The sequence below is a fragment of the Yoonia sp. D2-7 genome, from assembly GCF_055809435.1.
Map to the genome: position 1 here is coordinate 3233339 of NZ_CM147912.1, position 18863 is coordinate 3252201.

16 protein-coding genes are annotated in these 18863 nt (G+C 55.5%); 4 read left to right on the forward strand and 12 right to left on the reverse strand.

Annotation, left to right across the window (positions count from 1 at the left end):
- Both AC0L7R_RS16030 and AC0L7R_RS16035 read right to left on the reverse strand, forming a co-directional pair.
- On the reverse strand, positions 1-1035 hold the full coding sequence (locus AC0L7R_RS16030) for an LLM class flavin-dependent oxidoreductase (RefSeq protein WP_473657855.1): 1035 nt from the start codon (positions 1033-1035) through the stop codon (positions 1-3).
- A gap of 4 nt (positions 1036-1039) precedes the next feature.
- Entirely contained in the window at positions 1040-2509 is a 1470-nt protein-coding gene (locus tag AC0L7R_RS16035) for an aldehyde dehydrogenase family protein (protein ID WP_473657856.1), read from the reverse strand.
- A 101-nt stretch (positions 2510-2610) separates the two neighbouring features.
- On the opposite strand from AC0L7R_RS16035, the gene AC0L7R_RS16040 reads away from it, so the two are divergent.
- A complete protein-coding gene (locus AC0L7R_RS16040; protein WP_473657857.1) occupies positions 2611-3450 on the forward strand; it encodes a LysR family transcriptional regulator in 840 nt (279 codons plus the stop codon).
- A 103-nt stretch (positions 3451-3553) separates the two neighbouring features.
- Positions 3554-3997, forward strand: coding sequence for a hypothetical protein (locus AC0L7R_RS16045; protein ID WP_348109765.1), 444 nt, complete (start codon positions 3554-3556; stop codon positions 3995-3997).
- 36 nt (positions 3998-4033) lie between these two features.
- Here the strand turns inward: AC0L7R_RS16045 and xylA are convergent, their stop codons facing one another.
- The 5 genes from xylA to xylF all read right to left on the reverse strand — a co-directional run bounded on the left by xylA (position 4034) and on the right by xylF (position 9959).
- Positions 4034-5335 (reverse strand): xylose isomerase, encoded by a 1302-nt coding sequence (gene xylA, locus AC0L7R_RS16050; RefSeq protein ID WP_473657859.1) that lies wholly within the window; start codon positions 5333-5335, stop codon positions 4034-4036.
- Between the two features lie 2 nt (positions 5336-5337).
- Positions 5338-6774, reverse strand: a complete 1437-nt coding sequence (gene xylB / locus AC0L7R_RS16055) for a xylulokinase (protein WP_473657860.1) — start codon at positions 6772-6774, stop codon at positions 5338-5340.
- Entirely contained in the window at positions 6771-7517 is a 747-nt protein-coding gene (locus AC0L7R_RS16060) for an ATP-binding cassette domain-containing protein (protein ID WP_247127571.1), read from the reverse strand. Before AC0L7R_RS16060 ends, xylB begins: the two co-directional genes overlap by 4 nt.
- On the reverse strand, positions 7517-8797 hold the full coding sequence (locus tag AC0L7R_RS16065) for an ABC transporter permease subunit (protein ID WP_473657861.1): 1281 nt from the start codon (positions 8795-8797) through the stop codon (positions 7517-7519). Before AC0L7R_RS16065 ends, AC0L7R_RS16060 begins: the two co-directional genes overlap by 1 nt.
- 127 nt (positions 8798-8924) lie before the next feature.
- Entirely contained in the window at positions 8925-9959 is a 1035-nt protein-coding gene (gene xylF / locus AC0L7R_RS16070) for a D-xylose ABC transporter substrate-binding protein (protein ID WP_348109758.1), read from the reverse strand.
- 220 nt (positions 9960-10179) lie between these two features.
- On the opposite strand from xylF, the gene AC0L7R_RS16075 reads away from it, so the two are divergent.
- Positions 10180-11460, forward strand: coding sequence for an ROK family transcriptional regulator (locus tag AC0L7R_RS16075; protein ID WP_473657862.1), 1281 nt, complete (start codon positions 10180-10182; stop codon positions 11458-11460).
- A complete protein-coding gene (locus tag AC0L7R_RS16080) occupies positions 11457-12932 on the forward strand; it encodes an FG-GAP-like repeat-containing protein (protein ID WP_473657863.1) in 1476 nt (491 codons plus the stop codon). Before AC0L7R_RS16075 ends, AC0L7R_RS16080 begins: the two co-directional genes overlap by 4 nt.
- Here AC0L7R_RS16080 and AC0L7R_RS16085 read toward each other — a convergent pair.
- From AC0L7R_RS16085 to AC0L7R_RS16105, 5 genes are all read right to left on the reverse strand, one after another.
- The gene (locus AC0L7R_RS16085; RefSeq protein WP_473657864.1) at positions 12929-14257 is read right to left on the reverse strand and encodes a cytochrome c peroxidase; all 1329 of its coding nucleotides are present in this window, start codon (positions 14255-14257) and stop codon (positions 12929-12931) included. The genes AC0L7R_RS16080 and AC0L7R_RS16085 overlap by 4 nt on opposite strands.
- A gap of 62 nt (positions 14258-14319) precedes the next feature.
- The gene (locus AC0L7R_RS16090; RefSeq protein WP_473657865.1) at positions 14320-15159 is read right to left on the reverse strand and encodes an NAD-dependent epimerase/dehydratase family protein; all 840 of its coding nucleotides are present in this window, start codon (positions 15157-15159) and stop codon (positions 14320-14322) included.
- Positions 15160-15170: 11 nt separating this feature from the next.
- Positions 15171-15947 (reverse strand): aldolase/citrate lyase family protein, encoded by a 777-nt coding sequence (locus tag AC0L7R_RS16095; RefSeq protein ID WP_473657867.1) that lies wholly within the window; start codon positions 15945-15947, stop codon positions 15171-15173.
- Positions 15947-17155 carry an FAD-dependent oxidoreductase gene (locus tag AC0L7R_RS16100; protein ID WP_473657868.1) on the reverse strand — a complete coding sequence of 403 codons (1209 nt, stop codon included), beginning with the start codon at positions 17153-17155 and terminating at the stop codon, positions 15947-15949. The genes AC0L7R_RS16095 and AC0L7R_RS16100 overlap by 1 nt, the downstream gene beginning before the upstream one ends.
- Positions 17155-18861, reverse strand: a complete 1707-nt coding sequence (locus AC0L7R_RS16105) for a hydantoinase B/oxoprolinase family protein (protein ID WP_473657869.1) — start codon at positions 18859-18861, stop codon at positions 17155-17157. The genes AC0L7R_RS16100 and AC0L7R_RS16105 overlap by 1 nt, the downstream gene beginning before the upstream one ends.
- Positions 18862-18863: the final 2 nt, after the last annotated feature.

Sequence of the window (18863 nt, forward strand, 5' to 3'; positions counted from 1 at the left end):
TTATGCGAACTCCGGCATGACGTGATTGATAAACAGGTCCATGGATCGTTTCTGACGGTCCATATCGAGCCCCATGGAGGCGTAATAGATGAAGGAATCGACGCCTAGCGCCTCGTAAGCCTTCAGCTTGGCGATGACCTGTTCGGGCGTCCCCAACATCAGGTTCTCTTCGAGCATATCAGGATCAACCCGCACGTTTCCTTCCAATGCGGACAGCGGGACTTCTTCAGGGAAGCCGTTCACGACCTCGCCTTTTTGCATCATCAGGTTGCCGAACCGCCCCAAGACACGGCGCACTGCGTCCAAGGTGACCTGACGGTCGACGTCGTTATCGTAAAGCGCAGTATGGCGCATCAATGCAAAGGTTCCGAACCACGAACCGCCCGCCGCGGCGATGCTTTCATCAAGCTGCTGTTTATATTTCTCGGCCTCCGCCATGGGCAAGGTGAATGGCCAGCACATCACGTTGCAGTCGTTCGTAACGGCATAATCGAACGTGCCCGGCGACCGCGCGGCAACCCACATCGGAACGGAATCTTGCAAAGGCTTCGGACACGACGTTGCCGCCGGAAAATGCCAATGCGCGCCATTGTGGGTGACATCGCCTTTCCACAATTCCCGAACAAGCGGCAGCATTTCTTGTAGGTATTTGTGCCCGTCCTTTTGGCTGACACCCGGCTTCATTCGGTCAAATTCACGCTGATAGGCACCGGACCCAAGGCCCAATTCCAGCCGACCACCTGACAGCAGATCAACCATTGCCGCCTCTCCGGCCAGATTGATCGGATGCCAATAGGTCGCGTTCGCCACACCACATCCCAGCCGGATGTTTTCAGTGTGATCCGCCCACCATGTCATGATCTGGAACGGATTGGGCGCGATCGTCATTTCAAGCGCGTGGTGTTCGGCGGCCCATGCCACCTCGAACCCAGCCTGATCTGCCATTTTTACCATTTCAAGCGTATGATCCCGCACCGTCGTGATCGGTGTGTCTTCGGACATACGTTCGAGGTTGATTGCTAAATGAAACTTCATGGGGTCACCTCATTTTGAAAGGGTTGGCAATGGGATCGTCTGACAGGTTCATCCAGACTGTTTTGGGACGGGTGTAGGCGTAGACGGCTTGCATGCCTGCCTCGCGCCCGTAACCGCTTGACTTCACGCCACCAAAAGCCGCAATCGGACTAATCGCGCGATAGGTATTCACCCAAACGATCCCCGCCTTCACACGCTTGGACATGCGAATGGAACGGGCGCTGTCGCGTGTGAAAATACCCGCAGCAAGACCGTGCACCGTATCGTTGGCCATCGCGACGACCTGATCTTCGGATTTAAAGCGCTGCACGGTGAGAACCGGACCAAACAGTTCCGTATCGAGAATGGTCATCTCGGGGCTTGGGCACGCGATGATCGTGGGTTCAAAATAGAGCCCTGCCAAATCTGCGGGCTTGCCACCCGTTAGAACCTGTCCGCCTTGTTCAATCGCCAAAGCAATCTGGCGCTGGATGTGATCCATCTGGCCTTGGGTACAAAGCGGGCCCATTTCGGTGGCATCATCTTGCGGGTCACCGATGCAGATATTCTGCGCGATATGCACCAGTTTTTCGAGGAACTCGTCCGCGATATCATCATGTACAAACAGCCGTGATCCCGCGACGCAAGACTGCCCTGTCGCGCCGAAAATGCCGGCCACGCAGCCATTTACAGCATTTTCAATATTCGCGTCGTCAAATACGATGAACGGCGATTTACCACCAAGTTCCAGAGACACTTCTGCGAAATTTTCAGCCGAGTTACGCACGACTTGACGGGCTGCATTCGGCCCGCCTGTAAAAGCGATTTTTGCGACCTGTGGATGCGATGTCAGCGCTTTGCCGCAGGTTGCACCACCGGTCACGATGTTTACGACGCCATTGGGGATGCCGGCCTGCGCGACTAATTTGCCGAATTCCAACAAAGGCGCAGAGGCATGTTCAGACGCCTTAAGCACAATCGTATTTCCCGCCGCCAATGCGGGACCGATCTTGACCGCGCTGAGAAACATCTGACTGTTCCAAGGCACTACAGCAGCAATTACACCGATGGGTTCGCGTTCGGTGAAAACAAACATGTCTGGCTTATCAATAGGCAGCGTTTCGCCGTGAATTTTGTCCGCAGCGCCTGCGTAGAAGTGCAAATACTCAGCGATATAGGTCGCTTGCCATGCTGTTTCTTTGAACATCTTGCCGGTATCGGTTGTTTCGACCCGCCCGATAGATTCAGAATTTTCGGCCAATAGATCGCCCAACCGCCGCAAGCATTTCCCCCGTTCGGTCGCGGTCATTTGCCCCCAAGGCCCGTCCAATGCGGCGTCTGCGGCTTGCACTGCGAGGTCAACGTCCCGCGCCGTCGCTTCGGGTACGTTTGACCACACGTCGCCTGTCGCAGGATTTACGCTGTCGAACCGCGCGCCGTCAGCCGCATCACACCACGCGCCGTCAATTAGCATCTGATAAGTCGATATCGCCATCGCACAGTCCTTTTTTGAATTGGGCAAAGGCTATCCGAAGAAATGAAACCAAGATAACGAATAAATATGGACATTAAGTTCGAAAAATTCGAACTTAAGTGATGAACTTACAAGAATTACGCACCTTCCTGACCATCGTCGAAACCGGCAGCCTTGTCCGCGCATCAGAGGTGCTGAACGTCACGCAATCCACCGTGACCGCTCGTCTCAAGACGCTGGAAGATGCATTGGGACAAACCCTTTTGATCCGCAGTAAATCAGGGGCAACGCTGACGGCGGCTGGCCAACGGCTTTTTCGCTATGCCGACACGATCACCGAACTTTGGCAGCAGGCCCGACAAGAGGTGTCGTTACCCGCAGGGATGGCTGGCGTTTGCAATCTGGTATGCGATCACGACCTTTGGCCACATCTCGGGGATACGCTTTTTCGGCAGATTAAAGACACTGTACCTGATTTTGCGTTGACCGTTTGGCTGGGTAGTCAGGCGGATATCGCGGCATGGTTGGACAGTGGGAAGGCCGATTTGGCGTTGACCTACGGATCAGCCACATCAGCGCGGCAGGACCAAATCGCCTTATCGCCGGACCAGATCAAGCTTTTTGAAACACCACACGGCATCGCATCGGATTACGTCTTTGTTGAGGCAGGCACGGTTTTTGGACGCGATCACGCCGCAGCCTTTCCCGGTGACATCGGCACAAGGATCAGCTTCGGCAATGCGAACACAGGGCTTGATTATATCTTGCGCGAAGGCGGAAGCGCTTATTTGCCAGAGAGACTAGCAATGCCGTTCGTCGCGTCCGGTACGCTGACCCTGTCAGCCGATGCACCGATCTTCCAACGCGATATCTACCTGTCTTTCAACAAAGCCGCGCGTTGCAAATGGGACTGGTTTGATCGCGTCACCGCATCGTTCCGACAAAAGAACCCGACTGAATAGAACATGAAGTTCTGGGACGGCCCATGCGTTAGGTACCACGATAATCCTTCGTTAACGCCAATAACATAGAATTGCCCAAACGATCATAGACTGGGTCCAACACATGCAAGTGCGCCGTAAATCGAAGAAAGTCAGTCCACAGTACGAAGATGCCGGTCTATTCCAGAACACCGTTTGTCATGTGGACGTCGAACTGATCCCTGTCATGCGTAAGAATAATCGTGACGATGTGATCATTACGGGACTTGTGAAAGGTGATCTTGAAATTGCGGTGACGTTCGCCGGACGAAGGGCTACGGAAGCCGCTGCAATTATCGCGCGGCTGGAAGCCTTACGCGACGGACAGAAACACATGGCCGACGTCAAGAAAAGCCGACTGCCCATGAAGATCGAAGGCGCGTGGCGGCCGCAGTTTGTCGCCGATGACAGTGGTTTTGAAACGCGTACGTTCCATTTGATCGCCGCAAAATGGACGGTTCAGGGTGAAAAGGGAAAGCCCGTCGAATATGGCCAACCGCCCGCGCATGCGCAGCCCCCAACATTTTGACGCGCCCCACCCGATCTGGATGAGGCGCGCAATTTATCAAGTGTAGCGGTTCACGAGGTTTTCCAACCGCTCTTGACGGCCTGACCGCGGCGTTGGGTTGATCCCTTCAGACACCACACGGGACGTGATGCTATCTAGGTCAGAATTGAGCAGTGCTTTCCCGGCATCTGTTTCCCACCCCGCGTAACGTGCGTCACGGGCTGCTTCCAATTTCCCGTCGTCCAGCATTGCTGCAGCCGCTTTGAAACCTGCCGCGCAGGCGTCCATGCCGCCGACATGCGCGAGGATCAGATCCTCTGGATCAATTGACTGACGGCGCAGCTTGGCATCGAAGTTGGTCCCACCCGTTTTGAAACCACCCGCCCGCAGCACTTCGTAATAAGCCAACGTCATTTCAGGCACATTATTCGGGAACTGGTCGGTGTCCCAGCCAGATTGGTAATCGTTGCGGTTCATGTCGATGGACCCGAAGATGCCAAGCTCGCGCGCCAAAGCCAGTTCATGTTCAAACGAATGCCCTGCCAAAATCGCGTGGCCTTGTTCGATATTAACCTGCACTTCGCCTTCCAGACCAAAGTCTTTCAGGAAGCCGTAAACAGTCGCAACGTCGAAATCATACTGATGTTTTGTCGGCTCTTGCGGCTTGGGTTCGATCAGGATCGCGCCCTTGAACCCCATCTTGTGTTTGTAATCGACCACCATCTGCAACATGCGCCCAGCTTGCTGACGTTCGCGACCCATGTCGGTGTTCAGAAGCGTTTCGTACCCTTCGCGACCGCCCCAAAGCACATAGTTTTCACCACCCAATTTGATCGTCGCGTCCATGCAAGTTTTGATCGTCGCAGCCGAAAACGCAAATACGTCCGGATCTGGGTTCGTCGCCGCCCCCCCCATGAAACGACGGTGAGAGAACAGGTTCGCCGTGCCCCACAGCAGTTTCATGCCGGATGCATCCTGTTTTTCCGCGAAATAATCGACGATTGCTTCCAGATTGCGCGTGTTTTCCGCGAAATCAGCGCCTTCGGGCCGCACGTCCGCATCGTGGAAACAGTAGTAAGGCACGCCGAGGATATCGAACATCTCGAACGCCACATCGGCCTTCAGTTTTGCAAGTTCAAGCGTGTCACCAAACCAAGGGCGTTCAAATGTTTCGCCACCAAACGGGTCACCACCGGGCCATGCGAACGAATGCCAATAGGCGGCACCAAAACGCAAGTGATCTTCCATGCGATTACCCAAGACAACTTCGTCAGGGTTGTAGTGGCGGAAGGCAAAATCGTTGTCCGTCTTTGGACCTTCGTATTTGATTTTAGAGATGCCGTTGAAGAAGTCAGTCATGATTACAGGTCCTTAAGTACGGAATATGCTTTGCGATAGCGTGCGTGACCCGCTTTGAGGTCGTCGTGCAACGCAGGTGTTGGATCAATTGTGGTGGCGATGGGCGGCAGCGTGGCGATCTCTGGCCCCGCATCGGTCGACGCCATCATGCCAAGGCGTGCGGCCCCCAATGCAGCGCCAAAGTCGCCTGCCTCGGGTAATTGCAGTTGAATGTTCAGGGTCGTGGCAATCAGATCGAGCCAGTAGCGCGACCGCGTACCGCCGCCCATCGCCAACGCCGCCGTGATCGTGGTGCCGGTTGCGGCCAACGCATCTTGGCAGTCTGCAAAGGCATATGTGACGCCTTCCAGAACGGCACGCGCGGCCGCTTGCGCGTCGGTCGCTTGATCAAGATGCAGAAACTGACCGCGGATGTTTGCGTCATTATGCGGCGTGCGTTCGCCACCAAGGTAAGGAAGGAACAATGTGCGCGAGGGGGCCTGTATAGGCCCAAGGTCCCCCGTCAGTTGCGCCGCTGTTTGCCCTGTTAGACGCGATAACCATTCGAGCGCATCAGTCGCCGCTAAGATCACACCCATTTGGTGCCAAGTATCTGTTACAGCGTGACAAAACGTGTGTACAGCCGTCGCCGGATCAGGCCGGTAGCGGTCGTTTGCGGCGAACAAGACGCCGGATGTGCCGAGCGATACAAACGCCGTTCCGTCTTGCACAACGCCTGCCCCGATTGCGGCAGCGGCGTTATCCCCTGCCCCACCTGCGACGATGGCTTGTGGCAGGCCAGTTTGCGCGGCAATCTCGGCACGCAATTTGCCCGATGCGGCCGATCCTTCGACAAGACGCGGCATCTGTTCGCGGGTCAAATGGCAGGCCGAAAGCAGGTCGTTAGACCAGTCCCGTTTGCCCGTGTCCAGCCATGATGTACCCGCAGCATCGGACATTTCCGAGACGTATTCACCCGTCAAGAACAGGCGCAGGTAATCCTTTGGCAACAAAACCTTGGCAATCCGTGCAAAGATATTCGGTTCGTTTTCACGAACCCAGTCAACCTTTGGTGCCGTGAAACCCGGAAAGACGATGTTGCCTGTCAGATCGCGGAATGCGGGGGTGTTGTCCATTGCAGCTGCTTGCGCGTGGCTGCGTGTGTCATTCCACAACATGCAGGGCCGCAGGACTTCGTCGTCTTTGCCGATCAACGTCGCGCCGTGCATGTGTCCTGCCAGCCCGATCCCAGTCACATCGCTGCAATCATGCGCTGCCGCCAATGCGGACAGGGCCGTGATCGCCGCGTCGCACCAGCTTTGCGGGTCTTGTTCTGACCAGCCTGACTGAGTACGCGTGACCGTCAAAGGCACCGCATGTTCGCCCAAGATACGTTGATCTTCGTCGACCAGAATGGCCTTCAAAGACGACGTTCCAAGGTCGAGACCGATGAACTTCATGCTGCGGCCTTTGGGTTTTTGCCGAGGATGATCATCGAAAGAATGTCGTCTTCGGTGACGTCTTCGACCCGCTCTGCCCCGACCATCTGCCCGTTCTTCATCACGGCCACTCGGTCGCAAAGCTCCATCATTTCGCGGGTATCGTGCGAAATCAGGAAGATGCCGAGACCTTGCTTTTTCAGCTCTTGAATCAGCTCCGCCACCATGGCCGTTTCGTGTACGCCCAGCGCAGCTGTTGGTTCATCCATGATCAGGATTTTCGCGTTAAAATAGACCGCACGTGCAATCGCCACCGATTGGCGTTGACCGCCTGACAGCGCTGATACCGGTTCTTTCAACTTTTTGAAATTCGGGTTCAGGCGCGCCATGATTTTGCGGGTTTCCGCTTCCATCCGGTCGTCATCCACGAACCCGATGGCGTTTGTCAATTCCCGTCCCAAGAACAAATTTGACGCCGCATCTAGGTTATCGGCCAAAGCCAATGTCTGGTAAATCGTCTCGATAGAATTATCGCGGGCATCGCGCGGCGAATTGATCTGCACCTGCTTGCCGTTGATCCAGATCTCGCCGCTGTCCATTTTGTAGGCGCCGGAGAGCATCTTGATCAGCGTTGATTTACCCGCGCCGTTGTGCCCCAACAGCCCAACAACTTCGCCGGGATTCAATGTGATAGAGACATTGTCGACCGCCTGCACACCGCCAAAGGCAATCGATACGTTTTTCATTTCAACCAAAGGTGCCATTATTTCGCCCCCACGCGCTTACGATATTGGATGTCGATAAAGACGGCGAAGACCAGTACCGCGCCAACGACGATGTTTTGCAAGGGCGCATCGACCCCCACCATGGCCATGCCCGATTGCAGCGATTGCATGATCAGTGCGCCCAAGATGGCCCCGTAAATCGTGCCGATCCCGCCAGACAGCGCCGTGCCGCCGATAACCGCGGCCGCGATCACACGCAGTTCGTCCAGCGTACCAAGGTCGTTGGAATGGTTCGCCAAACGTGCCGAAGCAACGACGGCAGCGACAGCACAAAGTGCTCCCATCAAGGCGAAGATTTTGACCGTCAGCAAACGTGTGTTGATGCCAGACAGCTCTGCTGCGTCAGGGTTGCCGCCGGTCGCGAAGATGTACCGCCCAAAGCGAGTGCGCCGCGCGATGACAGTCATGATGGCCGCGATGCCGATCAACAAAAGGACTGAGATTGGCAAGCCGTAAACAGCGTTACAGCCTTCAGCGACCTCACAGCCATAACGCGACGGATCACGTGCAACGACGCGTTCCGGCACGGTGTAATTGGTCAGGATCGCGATGAACCCCGCGATGGCAGCGACACATATGCCTGCGATAGTAAGTTCAGCCCACATTGGTTTCACCGGAAAGCCATGCGTTGATTTCGTGTGACGCGACTTGAAAATTGCGAAGACCGTAAAGATGATCGCGGCAATCCCCAGCGCCCAGCTGAGAGGACCACCAAGCGTCCCGTTGATCCCCCCGAATGTCATGAAGGTTTTATCAAGCGGGCCGATCGTTTGGCCGCTGGTTTGGTACCAGCCGACGTTCCGCCAGATCAGAAAACCGCCAAGCGTGACGATAAATGCGGGGATGCCTTGATACCCAACGAGCCAGCCGTTGAATGCACCGATCAGCGCGCCCAAACCAATGCCGACGACGATTGCGATCCAAGGAATGGCCCAATGCCCAATTTCAAGAATTTCAGGCAGCCATCGCACTTGCGTCATCGCCATCAGCGCCGAACACGCGGCGAGGATCGCACCAACGGATAGGTCGATATGGCGCGTGACGATCACGAAAACCATACCGGTTGCCATGATACCAACACTGGCCGTTTGGATCGTCAGGTTGAAAATATTGCGCGGTGTCAGGAAACGCCCGCCAGTCAGGATATTAAAGGCCACTGCCACGACGATGAACGCGCCTATCATGCCTAAAAGACGCATGTCCAATTCTAAAGTTTTCGCAAAACTGCGCTTCTTTTGCGGTTCGGGTTGGTCTGACATAACGCTCGCTCCATCTGGGCCCACGCACAGTATAGTGGGGCCAACAGATTTCTGTAAATTTTGGTGGAAGGTGGTGAAAGCCTAGGGCCCGCGTCCAAGAACGCGGACCCCAGTCGGGAGGAACCCCTTAGTTACAAGGTGCTGGGCCGTCTGTGACGCCTTGGCACAATGCTTCTTGTGTGATCCAGCCTGCGTCAACGACAGCGGACAGGTTGGCCGCGGTCACAGGAACAGGCGCGAGGAACATTGCGTTCAGAGTCGTGCCTGCAGGTGACGTCCACTCCATGCCGCCTTCGATGGCGACCATGTCACCGTCTGCTGCGGCCAGTTCTGCCGCGATTGCGCCAGCTGCTGCACCAAGGGCGCGCGCGTCTTTCCAGACGGATACAGTTTGCGTACCCAGTGCGACGCGGTTCAGCGCAGCGTGGTCACCGTCTTGGCCGGACACAGGAATGCCTTCCATTCCTTGCGCAGTCAAAGCCGCAACAACACCACCAGCAGTACCGTCGTTCGACGCCACAACAGCATCAACGCCGTTGTCGTTTGCTGTCAGGATCTGTTCCATGTTGCGCTGTGCGTTCGCAGGCAACCAACCATCTGTGTAAGCTTCATCAACAATTGTGATGTCGCCCGCGTCGATCGCCGCTTGCAGCACTTCTTGCTGACCGCCACGCAGGAAGTCTGCGTTTGGATCGGTTGGTGACCCTTTGATCATGACGTAACGGCCTGAAGGCGCTGCTTCCAGAACGGCACGTGCCTGCATCCGGCCCACTTCGACGTTGTCGAATGTCAGGTAGAACGCGCGGCTGTCTTCGATCAAGCGGTCATAGCCTACGACAGGAATGCCTTCAGCGTCGGCTGCATCAACTGCTGGCCCAATGGCAGAGCTGTCTTGTGCGAGAATGATCAACGCATCAACGCCCTGTGCGATCAGGCTTTCAACGTCTGACAACTGCTTTGCAGAAGATGATTGCGCGTCTGCGGATACGTAGTTTGCACCAGCAGCTTCCAAAGCGCCCTTGATAGCGGCTTCGTCTGTCTTCCAGCGTTCTTCTTGGAAATTGGACCAGCTCACGCCGACTGTGATGCCATGGCCATCAGCGAATGCAGCAGAGCCGAAGCCTGCCACTGCGATTGCGGCTGCGATAACGTGTTTATGCATGTTTACCTCCCAGATAATGCATTCCTCACCGTGATGCGGCGAAGATTCGGACCTAGCGGTCCCGATACAGCAACGTCGCTTTATTTAATTTAGTTGTCAAAATAAAAATTTGATATGTTGCGTAAAATTTTCAAAATAGGTCTATGCTAATGTCATTTTTGCGGGCAAACTCGTGCAAACAGAAGCGAGAAAGCCCTCGTTTCTTTAAGGATTAAACTTTATGCGGATCGACTCAACGCTCGAATCTTACTTTGATGTCTCTACGCCGCAGGGAAACGGTTGCGGCCCAAGGTTGAAGTCAACCACGGGCGGAAAGCGGACTCTAAAACAACGTATTTTCGAATTTGTGCGGTCAAGCGGGCAGACGGCGCGCACAGACATTAGCCGCGCGCTGGACATTAGCCCCGGTTCGGCCACGACGCTAACGGCAGACTTGATCGAGGCGGGATACCTACGTGAAGTGGCCGGTCTGACGCGCGAAGCAGGGCGTGGACGCCCACCAGTCGCATTGGAAGTCGTGCAGGACGCCCATTATGTGATCGGAATTAAGTTATCCGACGAAAAAAACACTGCCGTTCTGGCTGATTTTGCCGGAAATATGGTGGCCGATTGCAGCCTTCCGAATGATCTTGGACGGCGGGACCTTGAGGCCCTGCTAGACGAAATCAGCGCGTTGATGGAAACGCTGCTAGAGGAATCCGGCAACGTCATGGCCGACGTCAAAGCAGTCGGGATTGGCGTCTCAGGGATCATCGATCACGAAGCCGGGACCGTTTTGTGGTCACCGTTGTTGCAACTGCGAGAGGTCGCACTGGGCGACGCCTTTATCGCTCGATTTGGCATTCCTGTGTCACTGGACAACGACGCCAACGTGCTCACGCTGGCGGAACTATGGTTTGGCGCAGGCCGCGACATGGATAACTTTGCCGTCGTGACGATTGAACACGGTGTCGGCATGGGGGTCGTGGTTAACAACCAGCTGTATCGCGGCGCGCAGGGCAAAGGCCTGGAATTGGGCCACACAAAGGTGCAACTTGATGGCGCGTTGTGCCGCTGTGGGCAGCGTGGTTGCCTCGAAGCGTATCTGGCCGACTACGCACTGGCCCGCGAAGCAGCAACTGCACTTGGTCGTTCGCTGGACACCGACCAAAGCCCGCAAGAGATGTTGGAAAACCTGTTCTTGAAAGCGAAGGCAGGCGACCTTGCCGCGCAGACAATATTTAACCGCGCTGGTCGGTATTTGTCCGCAGGCCTGTCCAACGTCATCCAGCTGTTCGATCCGCCGCTGATCATCCTGTCGGGTGAACGGATGCAGTACGATTACCTTTACGGCCAAGAAGTCATCGCAGAAATGCATTCGCTGACGTTATCCGAAGGCCGCACGCCATGTATGGTCGAAACCCATGCGTGGGGGGATTTGATTTGGGCGCGCGGCGCATCCGCGTTGGCGTTGTCTGCGATGACCGACCGGTTGTTCTCAAAAGAAACACAACCCGCATGATCCGGGCGACGATTGCGCTTTGCCTCATGGCTGGCATTGTCAGAGCCGATCCCATGTTCGAGGATCGTTCATCTGCACTGCCCCACCACGTCTATGACGGCGGCTGGGATCATTTTGTGGGCGGCGGCGTTGCTGTGTTTGACTGTAATAATGACGACTTGCCTGACATTTTCGCTGCGGGCGGGACCAACGCCGCGAAACTAGTCCGCAATGATGATGACTTTACCTTCACAGACTTGCCTCTGCCCCAATTGACGGGCGTCACCGGTGCCTATCCGCTGGATCTGGATAGCGACGGGATCATGGATCTATTTGTGCTGCGGGTCGAGGCAAATGTTGCTTTAAAAGGGGGACCCGATTGCACCTTTACCGACGCAACAGCCGCCTTCGGCATTCCGCAAACCGACCAATGGAGCACGGCATTTTCCGCATGGTGGGACGGCACGCGCCCGACGCTCGCGATTGGGAATTACGTCGATCAAACTGATCCTGACGGCCCGTTTGAGGCCTGCGACACGAACACTATCCTGCGCCCCACCGATGACGGATACCGACGCGAAGTCCTATCGCCCGGCTTCTGTCCGCTATCGATGCTGGCTGCGCGGGATGCCCGCGGCAAGCCGACGTTGCGTATTTCGAACGACCGTCATTACTACGTCAAAGGCGGCTTTGAACAAATGTGGGACATCGGCGAACAACGTTTTTTGGGCGCTGAGGATGGTTGGGAAAGTGTGTCGCTTTGGGGCATGGGTGTCGCGTCGCGCGACCTGAATGGCGATGGCCGGGACGAAGTGATGCTGACATCTATGGGTGATCAATTGCTGCAAATCGCTCAGCCGGATGGCACATATGCTGCCGCCCCTTACAGCATCGGGACCTACGCACAGCGCCCGCATATTGGCGATGACGGCAGGCCATCGACAGGCTGGCATGCTGAATTTGGCGACGTGGACAACGATGGTTTTCCGGATATTTTTATCGCGAAAGGCAACGTCGATCAGATGCCGGGGATGGCCACGCGTGATCCGAACAACCTGCTGATGCAAAACGCTGATGGGACTTTTGTTGAAAAGGCTAGTGGTGCGGGGATTGCAACCACGGATCGGTCACGCGGTGCGGCATTTGCTGATTTTGATAAGGACGGGCGGCTTGACCTGATTGTGACGAACAGGCGCGCGCCGCTGGAACTTTACCGGAATGTAACGCCGGGCACGGGCCATTGGTTGCGGGTGCGCCTAATTCAGGACGGCCCCAACCCCGATGCGATTGGTGCTACGGTCCGGTTTGAAACGGGTGACAGCACACAATCGCAGCAAAAAGTCGTGGGCGGTGGTCATGCCGGTGGCCAAGCGCTTCCCCTGCATTTTGGACTGGGTGTTGCCGACGCCGTAACGGTCATTGTGACTTGGCCCGACGGCGAAGAAACGTTTCTTCAGACCGACGTTGATAAAACCGTAACGATCCGTCGTTAATTTGGGGTCGGAACTGGCAAGCCGCTTGGCACGACTGACGGGCTACCAAGCCTTCCCGTCGTGGCGACCGGATCAGTCAAGGTGTCCAAGAAAGCAATCAAGGCGGTGATATCCGCGTCGGTAAGTTTGATGGACGGGGTCACGACTGCCTTTGCAATCTCGACCACCTGATCGGGATCATTCATGACGGTAAAGTCGTCCACATCAAACGCAGGCAAGACCGCTTGCGCAGCGTCGTAGTTTTCGAGCCCCGCGACCGGATTTGCATGGGCTGCGATAAAAACGTCTAAATCTTTGTGCCCCCCCGCGTGCCCGTAAGGTCCCGTCAAAGCGACATTGCGCAACGAAGGTGTACGAAACGCGTAGAAATCGGCAGGATCGCCAGTTACGCGAAAACGTCCTTCGTCGCGATGATGATCTTCGAATGTCGCAGATTTTCCGGGGCCGATTTGTGCCGCGCCCATTGCGTGGAAATCGTGATCCGTCAGGAACGGTCCGCTATGACATGACGCGCATCCAGCATCGCCATAGAACAAATCCATCCCGCGCGCAGCGGCGCCTATCAGTTCGCGTTCCCCACGCAGAACCGCGTCAAAAGGCGCTGTATCAGATCGCCATTCGTGCGCCATAAAGACGGCGATTGCGTTCGAAATATCTGTGAAAGCAATATCTTTTGGCCCATCAATGTGTGGATAGACCTGTGCCATCCGCTCTGCGTAGTCAGGGATGTCCGCGACCCGCCGCGCAATCATATCCCATGCGCCACCCTCACCCGCGATCAGGCCCTGCCGCACGGCGCGACCAATGTCATTTTCGCGATGCGATCCGGCCATTTCATCGCGACTAAGTACAGGAAACATCGTCTGCGCGGACAGGACTGAAGCAAAGCCCACGACCATATCCGCATCCATTGGCGTCCGAATACCACCCGGTTTGGTCGGGTCCGCCTCGAGTCTGCCATCATGAAACATCACCGTAAATTCATGTGCACCAAGATTGAACAACGCAGGGGCGTTACGGGGGATGCGTTCCTCGGGGATGTTATCGGGATCAAACTTCCGATCTGCGCCCAGCCCAATCCCGCCGTCACCGAATGACAAGGAAACGCCATCTGCAGTGCCCAAGGCCGGATGGTGACACGTCGCGCAAGCGACGGATTTATTCCCCGACAGGATCGGATCGTAGAATAGCAATTGCCCCAGTTTCGCTTCGGCCAAATCGATCGGCGCATAGTCATCATTCGTGACGGGGGCAGGCAGGTTTTGTGCTGTTGACGCAGTCGCCAGCGCCACAAAACAGACCGATAATTTCAACGCTAATCTCATGCGTGATTATCACATTTTTTACCCCCTTCGCCCAGTAAAATCCGGGCGAAAGGGGTAATAATTCAAGTCTTTTTCGTATCGTCGATGACGTTCATCCCGGCCAATCCGGAATTGCCTAGATCGACGCTGGCGAATGGCCCGCCATGACACATATGACCGACATCATGCGGGTCGAGCGGTTCCGCTTCGGCAAGTACTTGTTCCGCGAATTGTTCGGCGTTGTCTTTCGGGCGGTACCCCAAAAACGCGGCTTTTGCGTTGTCGACTGGTGCCCGGTCGTTGTTGGAAACACCGTAAATAATCGCGAAACCTGTCACAGGCGTGTCGATGCAGCGCGTCACCAGTTGGATCAGATCGTCGTAGGACAACCACGACCCCAATGCGCGCGGATTGTTGACCTGCGCGGCGGACAGGATGCGCATATGCACGCTTTCAAGGCCCCGTTTTTCCCAATACATGCGGCCCAAATCTTCGGTAAAGCATTTCGCCAAACCATAGAAGGTGTCAGGCCGATGCGGCACTTCGGTATCGATGAATTCGTTCTTTGGATACATGCCAACCGCGTGGATCGAACTGCCGTAGATCACACGCCGCACACCATGCTTGTGCGCCGCTTCCCACACATTGTAGGACCCAACAAAATTTGGACCAAGAAGCTGTTCGAACGGGCCTTCGTCGACAAAAGCGCCCATGTGGACAACCATGTCCGCGCCTTCGATCACGCCCATCATGTCATCAAAGCTGGCAAGGTCGGCCTTAATAAAGGTCTCTCCGACATAGAGCTTTCCAACATCATTGATGTCTGTCGAGACAAGTTCGTCGCACAACTTTGACAGCGGTTCGCGTAGGTACGACCCAAGGCGGCCAGCAGCCCCTGTAAGGACAAGTTTCTTTAGTTTCATTCTGGGCCTTTCTATGTGTTTATTTGCGCTTTTACAGTTACAAGCGCCGCATCTGTCGCTTTTGCCAGCAACGACGTATCCTGACCACAGGCAACGAATGTAAAGCCGTCGTTCAGCAGATTTGCCGCGAAATCCGGATCCATAACAAGCGTGCCGACAGGGACGCCTTTGTCCATCAGTTTACGTGCAGCGGGCATCACCAAATCCCATACGGCTGGGTCAAGCGGTTTGCCAAGTTTTCCAATATCAGCGGCGATATCACCGGGGCCAAAGAAGATGCCATCAACACCATCCACGGCAGCAATCTCTTCGGCCAAACTAATCGCATGGGCAGTTTCAAGCTGGATGATAACGGTCAATTCGTCATTGATGCGGTCGGTATAATCCGTGATCCGGCCGAATCCTGTTGCGCGCGTTGATCCTGAAATGCCACGGGTGCCATGCGGCGGGTAGCGCGTTGATGCGACTGCTTTTTCAGCCTCCTCAACCGACTGGATCATCGGAAACAGAAGTCCCCGCGCGCCCATATCGAGCAGGCGCTTCACGACGACGGGATCATTCCATTCGGGCCGAACGATTGCGGTGGTTTGCGTCGCGGCAAACGCCTGCATCTGGCCTGTAACCGTGAAGTAATCGCTTGGTGTATGTTCCATATCCAGCAACGCCCAATCAAAGCCAGCAGGCGCCACAACCTCGGCTGCAAATGCGCTAGACAGGCTTACCCAAATGCCGACTTGTTTTTGCTTCGCGGCGATGGCGTGGGTAAATGGGTTGGTGGGATAGCGCATCAAATCACTGCCTTTTCAACAAATTTACGGCCTTCAAGTACCCGTTCAAACCCAAACGGTGCCATATCGAGGCTACGGTATTCCCCGTATGCGAGCCATTCAGCGATGGCACGTCCCATCGCAGGGGATTGCTGCAAACCGTGCCCCGAAAATCCGTTCAAGAACACAAAATTCGTAATCTCTGGATGCGGACCAAGGACGGCATTCTGGTCGAGGGTGTTATAGGCATAGTGGCCTGCCCATTCTGTCACGACTTTGATCGCTTCGAATTGCGGTATCCGTGTCGCAATAATCGGCCAAACGTGGTTTTCCCAACGCCCGTGATCCATAGTGAAATCATCCGGATCAACGGCGATGTCATCTTCATCATCAGGCGGCCCACCGGCCAAATATGTTGTCGGTCCGTCCTGCCGCATGTGCACGCCAGACGGATCAATCGTCAAAGGAAGATCACGATCCAATGGTTTTTCAGCGCTAAATATCCATGTGAAACGCTTGCGAGGCTCGACAGGAAGTGAAATTCCCGCCATTTTCGCCATCAATGCAGCACGTGGTCCAGAGGTGTTTACCACTTGTCCACAGCTAATCACCTCACCCGTTTCGAGCGTCACAGACTGAACACGACCACCAGACACATCCATGCCAACGACACGGTTGCTGATGTATTCAACCCCGTTGTCTACTGCACCCCGCCGCCACCAATCAAATACGGAACCACCGTCCCAATACCCTTCGTCTTTCAGGTTGATAGACCCAAGCTGAATATCGTCCAACTGATAGAAAGGGTACCGCGCCTGAATTTCATCAGTTCCCAGCAGTTCAGTCTCGGCACCTGCTGCGATCTGGATTTTTTGGTTCTCGCGTAAGGTCGCGGTCAATTCATCATTGTCCGACAGATACATGTACCCGTAGTTCTGGATCGTCAGTTCGGGCACACGGGGGTCGTCCCCCATGTAACTACGCATATTTTTGACGAAATCAGCCGCAAATTGGGATATTTTGACGTTTAATTCATTCGAGAACTGTTGCCGCATGCAGCTGTTCGTGTGGGCCGTCGACGAATTTGCATAGGTGCGGTCCATCTCAACGACCAAGACTTTGCCCTGAAATCCGGCCATATTGCTTAGGAACCACGCCGTCGATGATCCCATCATGGCACCGCCAATGATAACAACGTCATAGTTTTTGTGCTGCGGTAATTGCGCCATTATAAGTCCTCTCCTCGTTGGACGGCCGCCTGAACGGACGCGATATCTGCCGCGCTTAATCCATAATCATCTGCCGCCGATGCCGCAGAAATATACCCGCGTGCCAAGTCCTTTTTGACCGCATCAACGGATCGGTCCTTGGCTTGACCGTAGCCAGCACCACCCGGAAACGCCATCATCACTTTACGCCCGTGTGGGACGAATTGTTTCCCCTTCCCGCGCATCGGCGTGCCGTCATCCTGCGCGATCGTGGTCGGCCCACCTGATGCGCCACCTCTGCGTCCACGCGCGGGATGATCGACACGATCAAACATAGCTTGGATGTCAAATTCGTGTCCCTCGCGGGCTCCAACTTCCATCATCTGCCCAAGACCACCACGTTGCTGTCCGGCACCGCCAGAATCGGGCCGTAATTCCTTGCGCCAAATTATCACCGGGCCCGCATGTTCAGTCGCTTCAATTGGCATGGTCATCACACCGGATGGAAAAGCCGTCGCGTTAAGCCCGTCAAAGGCAGGACGCGCGCCAGAACCGCCTGAATTGAATGTTAAAACTTCACGTCGCACAGCGTCATTCGGCGCTGGCGCATCCGTACGCGGCCGCAAAGAGACCTGGAAATTGCACAAGCATCCAGCCCCTTCAGCGGGCACCACACCCGGCAAGATTTTATCGAGCGCATTGTAAACCGTATCAGGCACAAAGTGACCGACGATATGGCGCAAGGCAACCGGCGCGGGATGCACTGCATTCACGATTGAATTGACCGGTGCGGCAATTTCAAAAGGGGCTAAGGACGCGGCATTGTTGGGTATTTCCGGCGCGATGGCACATTTCAGTGCGTAACAGGCGTAGGCCTTAGCGTAGACAAGCGGACAATTGATGCCCTTTTTGTCAAGTCCTGACGTCCCTTCGAAATCCGACAGAATGCGGTCTTTCGAAATCGTCAATTTTACCTTCAACGTGATGGGTGCGGCAAAGCCGTCCACGGTCATTTCACCTGTTGCTGTCGTCTGGGGTAAGGCGGCGATCCGTTCAATTGTTGCACGGCGCGAATTGTCCAGAATGAAGGCTGCGATCCCTGTCAAATCGGCAAGGTCAAATTCATCCATCATGTCGATCAATCGGCGATGCCCGATCTCGTTGCACGTGGCCAGCGCATACATGTCCCCGATCAGTTGATCCGGCTCGCGGACGTTGCCGCGCACGATGCGAACAAGCGTTTCATCCACGACACCGCGATCAGCAAACTTCATGATCGGGATGTACAGACCTTCTTCGTAGACGCTGGCGGCATCGGCCCCAAAACCACGACCGCCGATATCAACGATATGTGCGGTGCATGCGAAAAAGCCGACCAAATCGCCGCGATGAAAGGACGGCGTCACCATCGTGATGTCGTGCAAGTGGCCAGTGCCTTCCCACGGATCGTTTGTGATATAGACGTCGCCGTCATGAATATTATCGCGGCCAATCCGGCGGATGAAATGCGCAACGGCATCAGCCATGGCATTCACGTGTCCGGGTGTGCCCGTCACGGCTTGTGCCAGCATCTGCCCCTGCAGGTCATACACGCCGGCAGACAGATCACCCGCTTCGCGCACGGATGTGGAAAATGCTGTGCGTACAAGTGCTTGCGCCTGTTCTTCCACGACCGAAATCAGACGGTTCCACATGACTTGATAGGCGACGTTGGATGGGGCGCTCATGG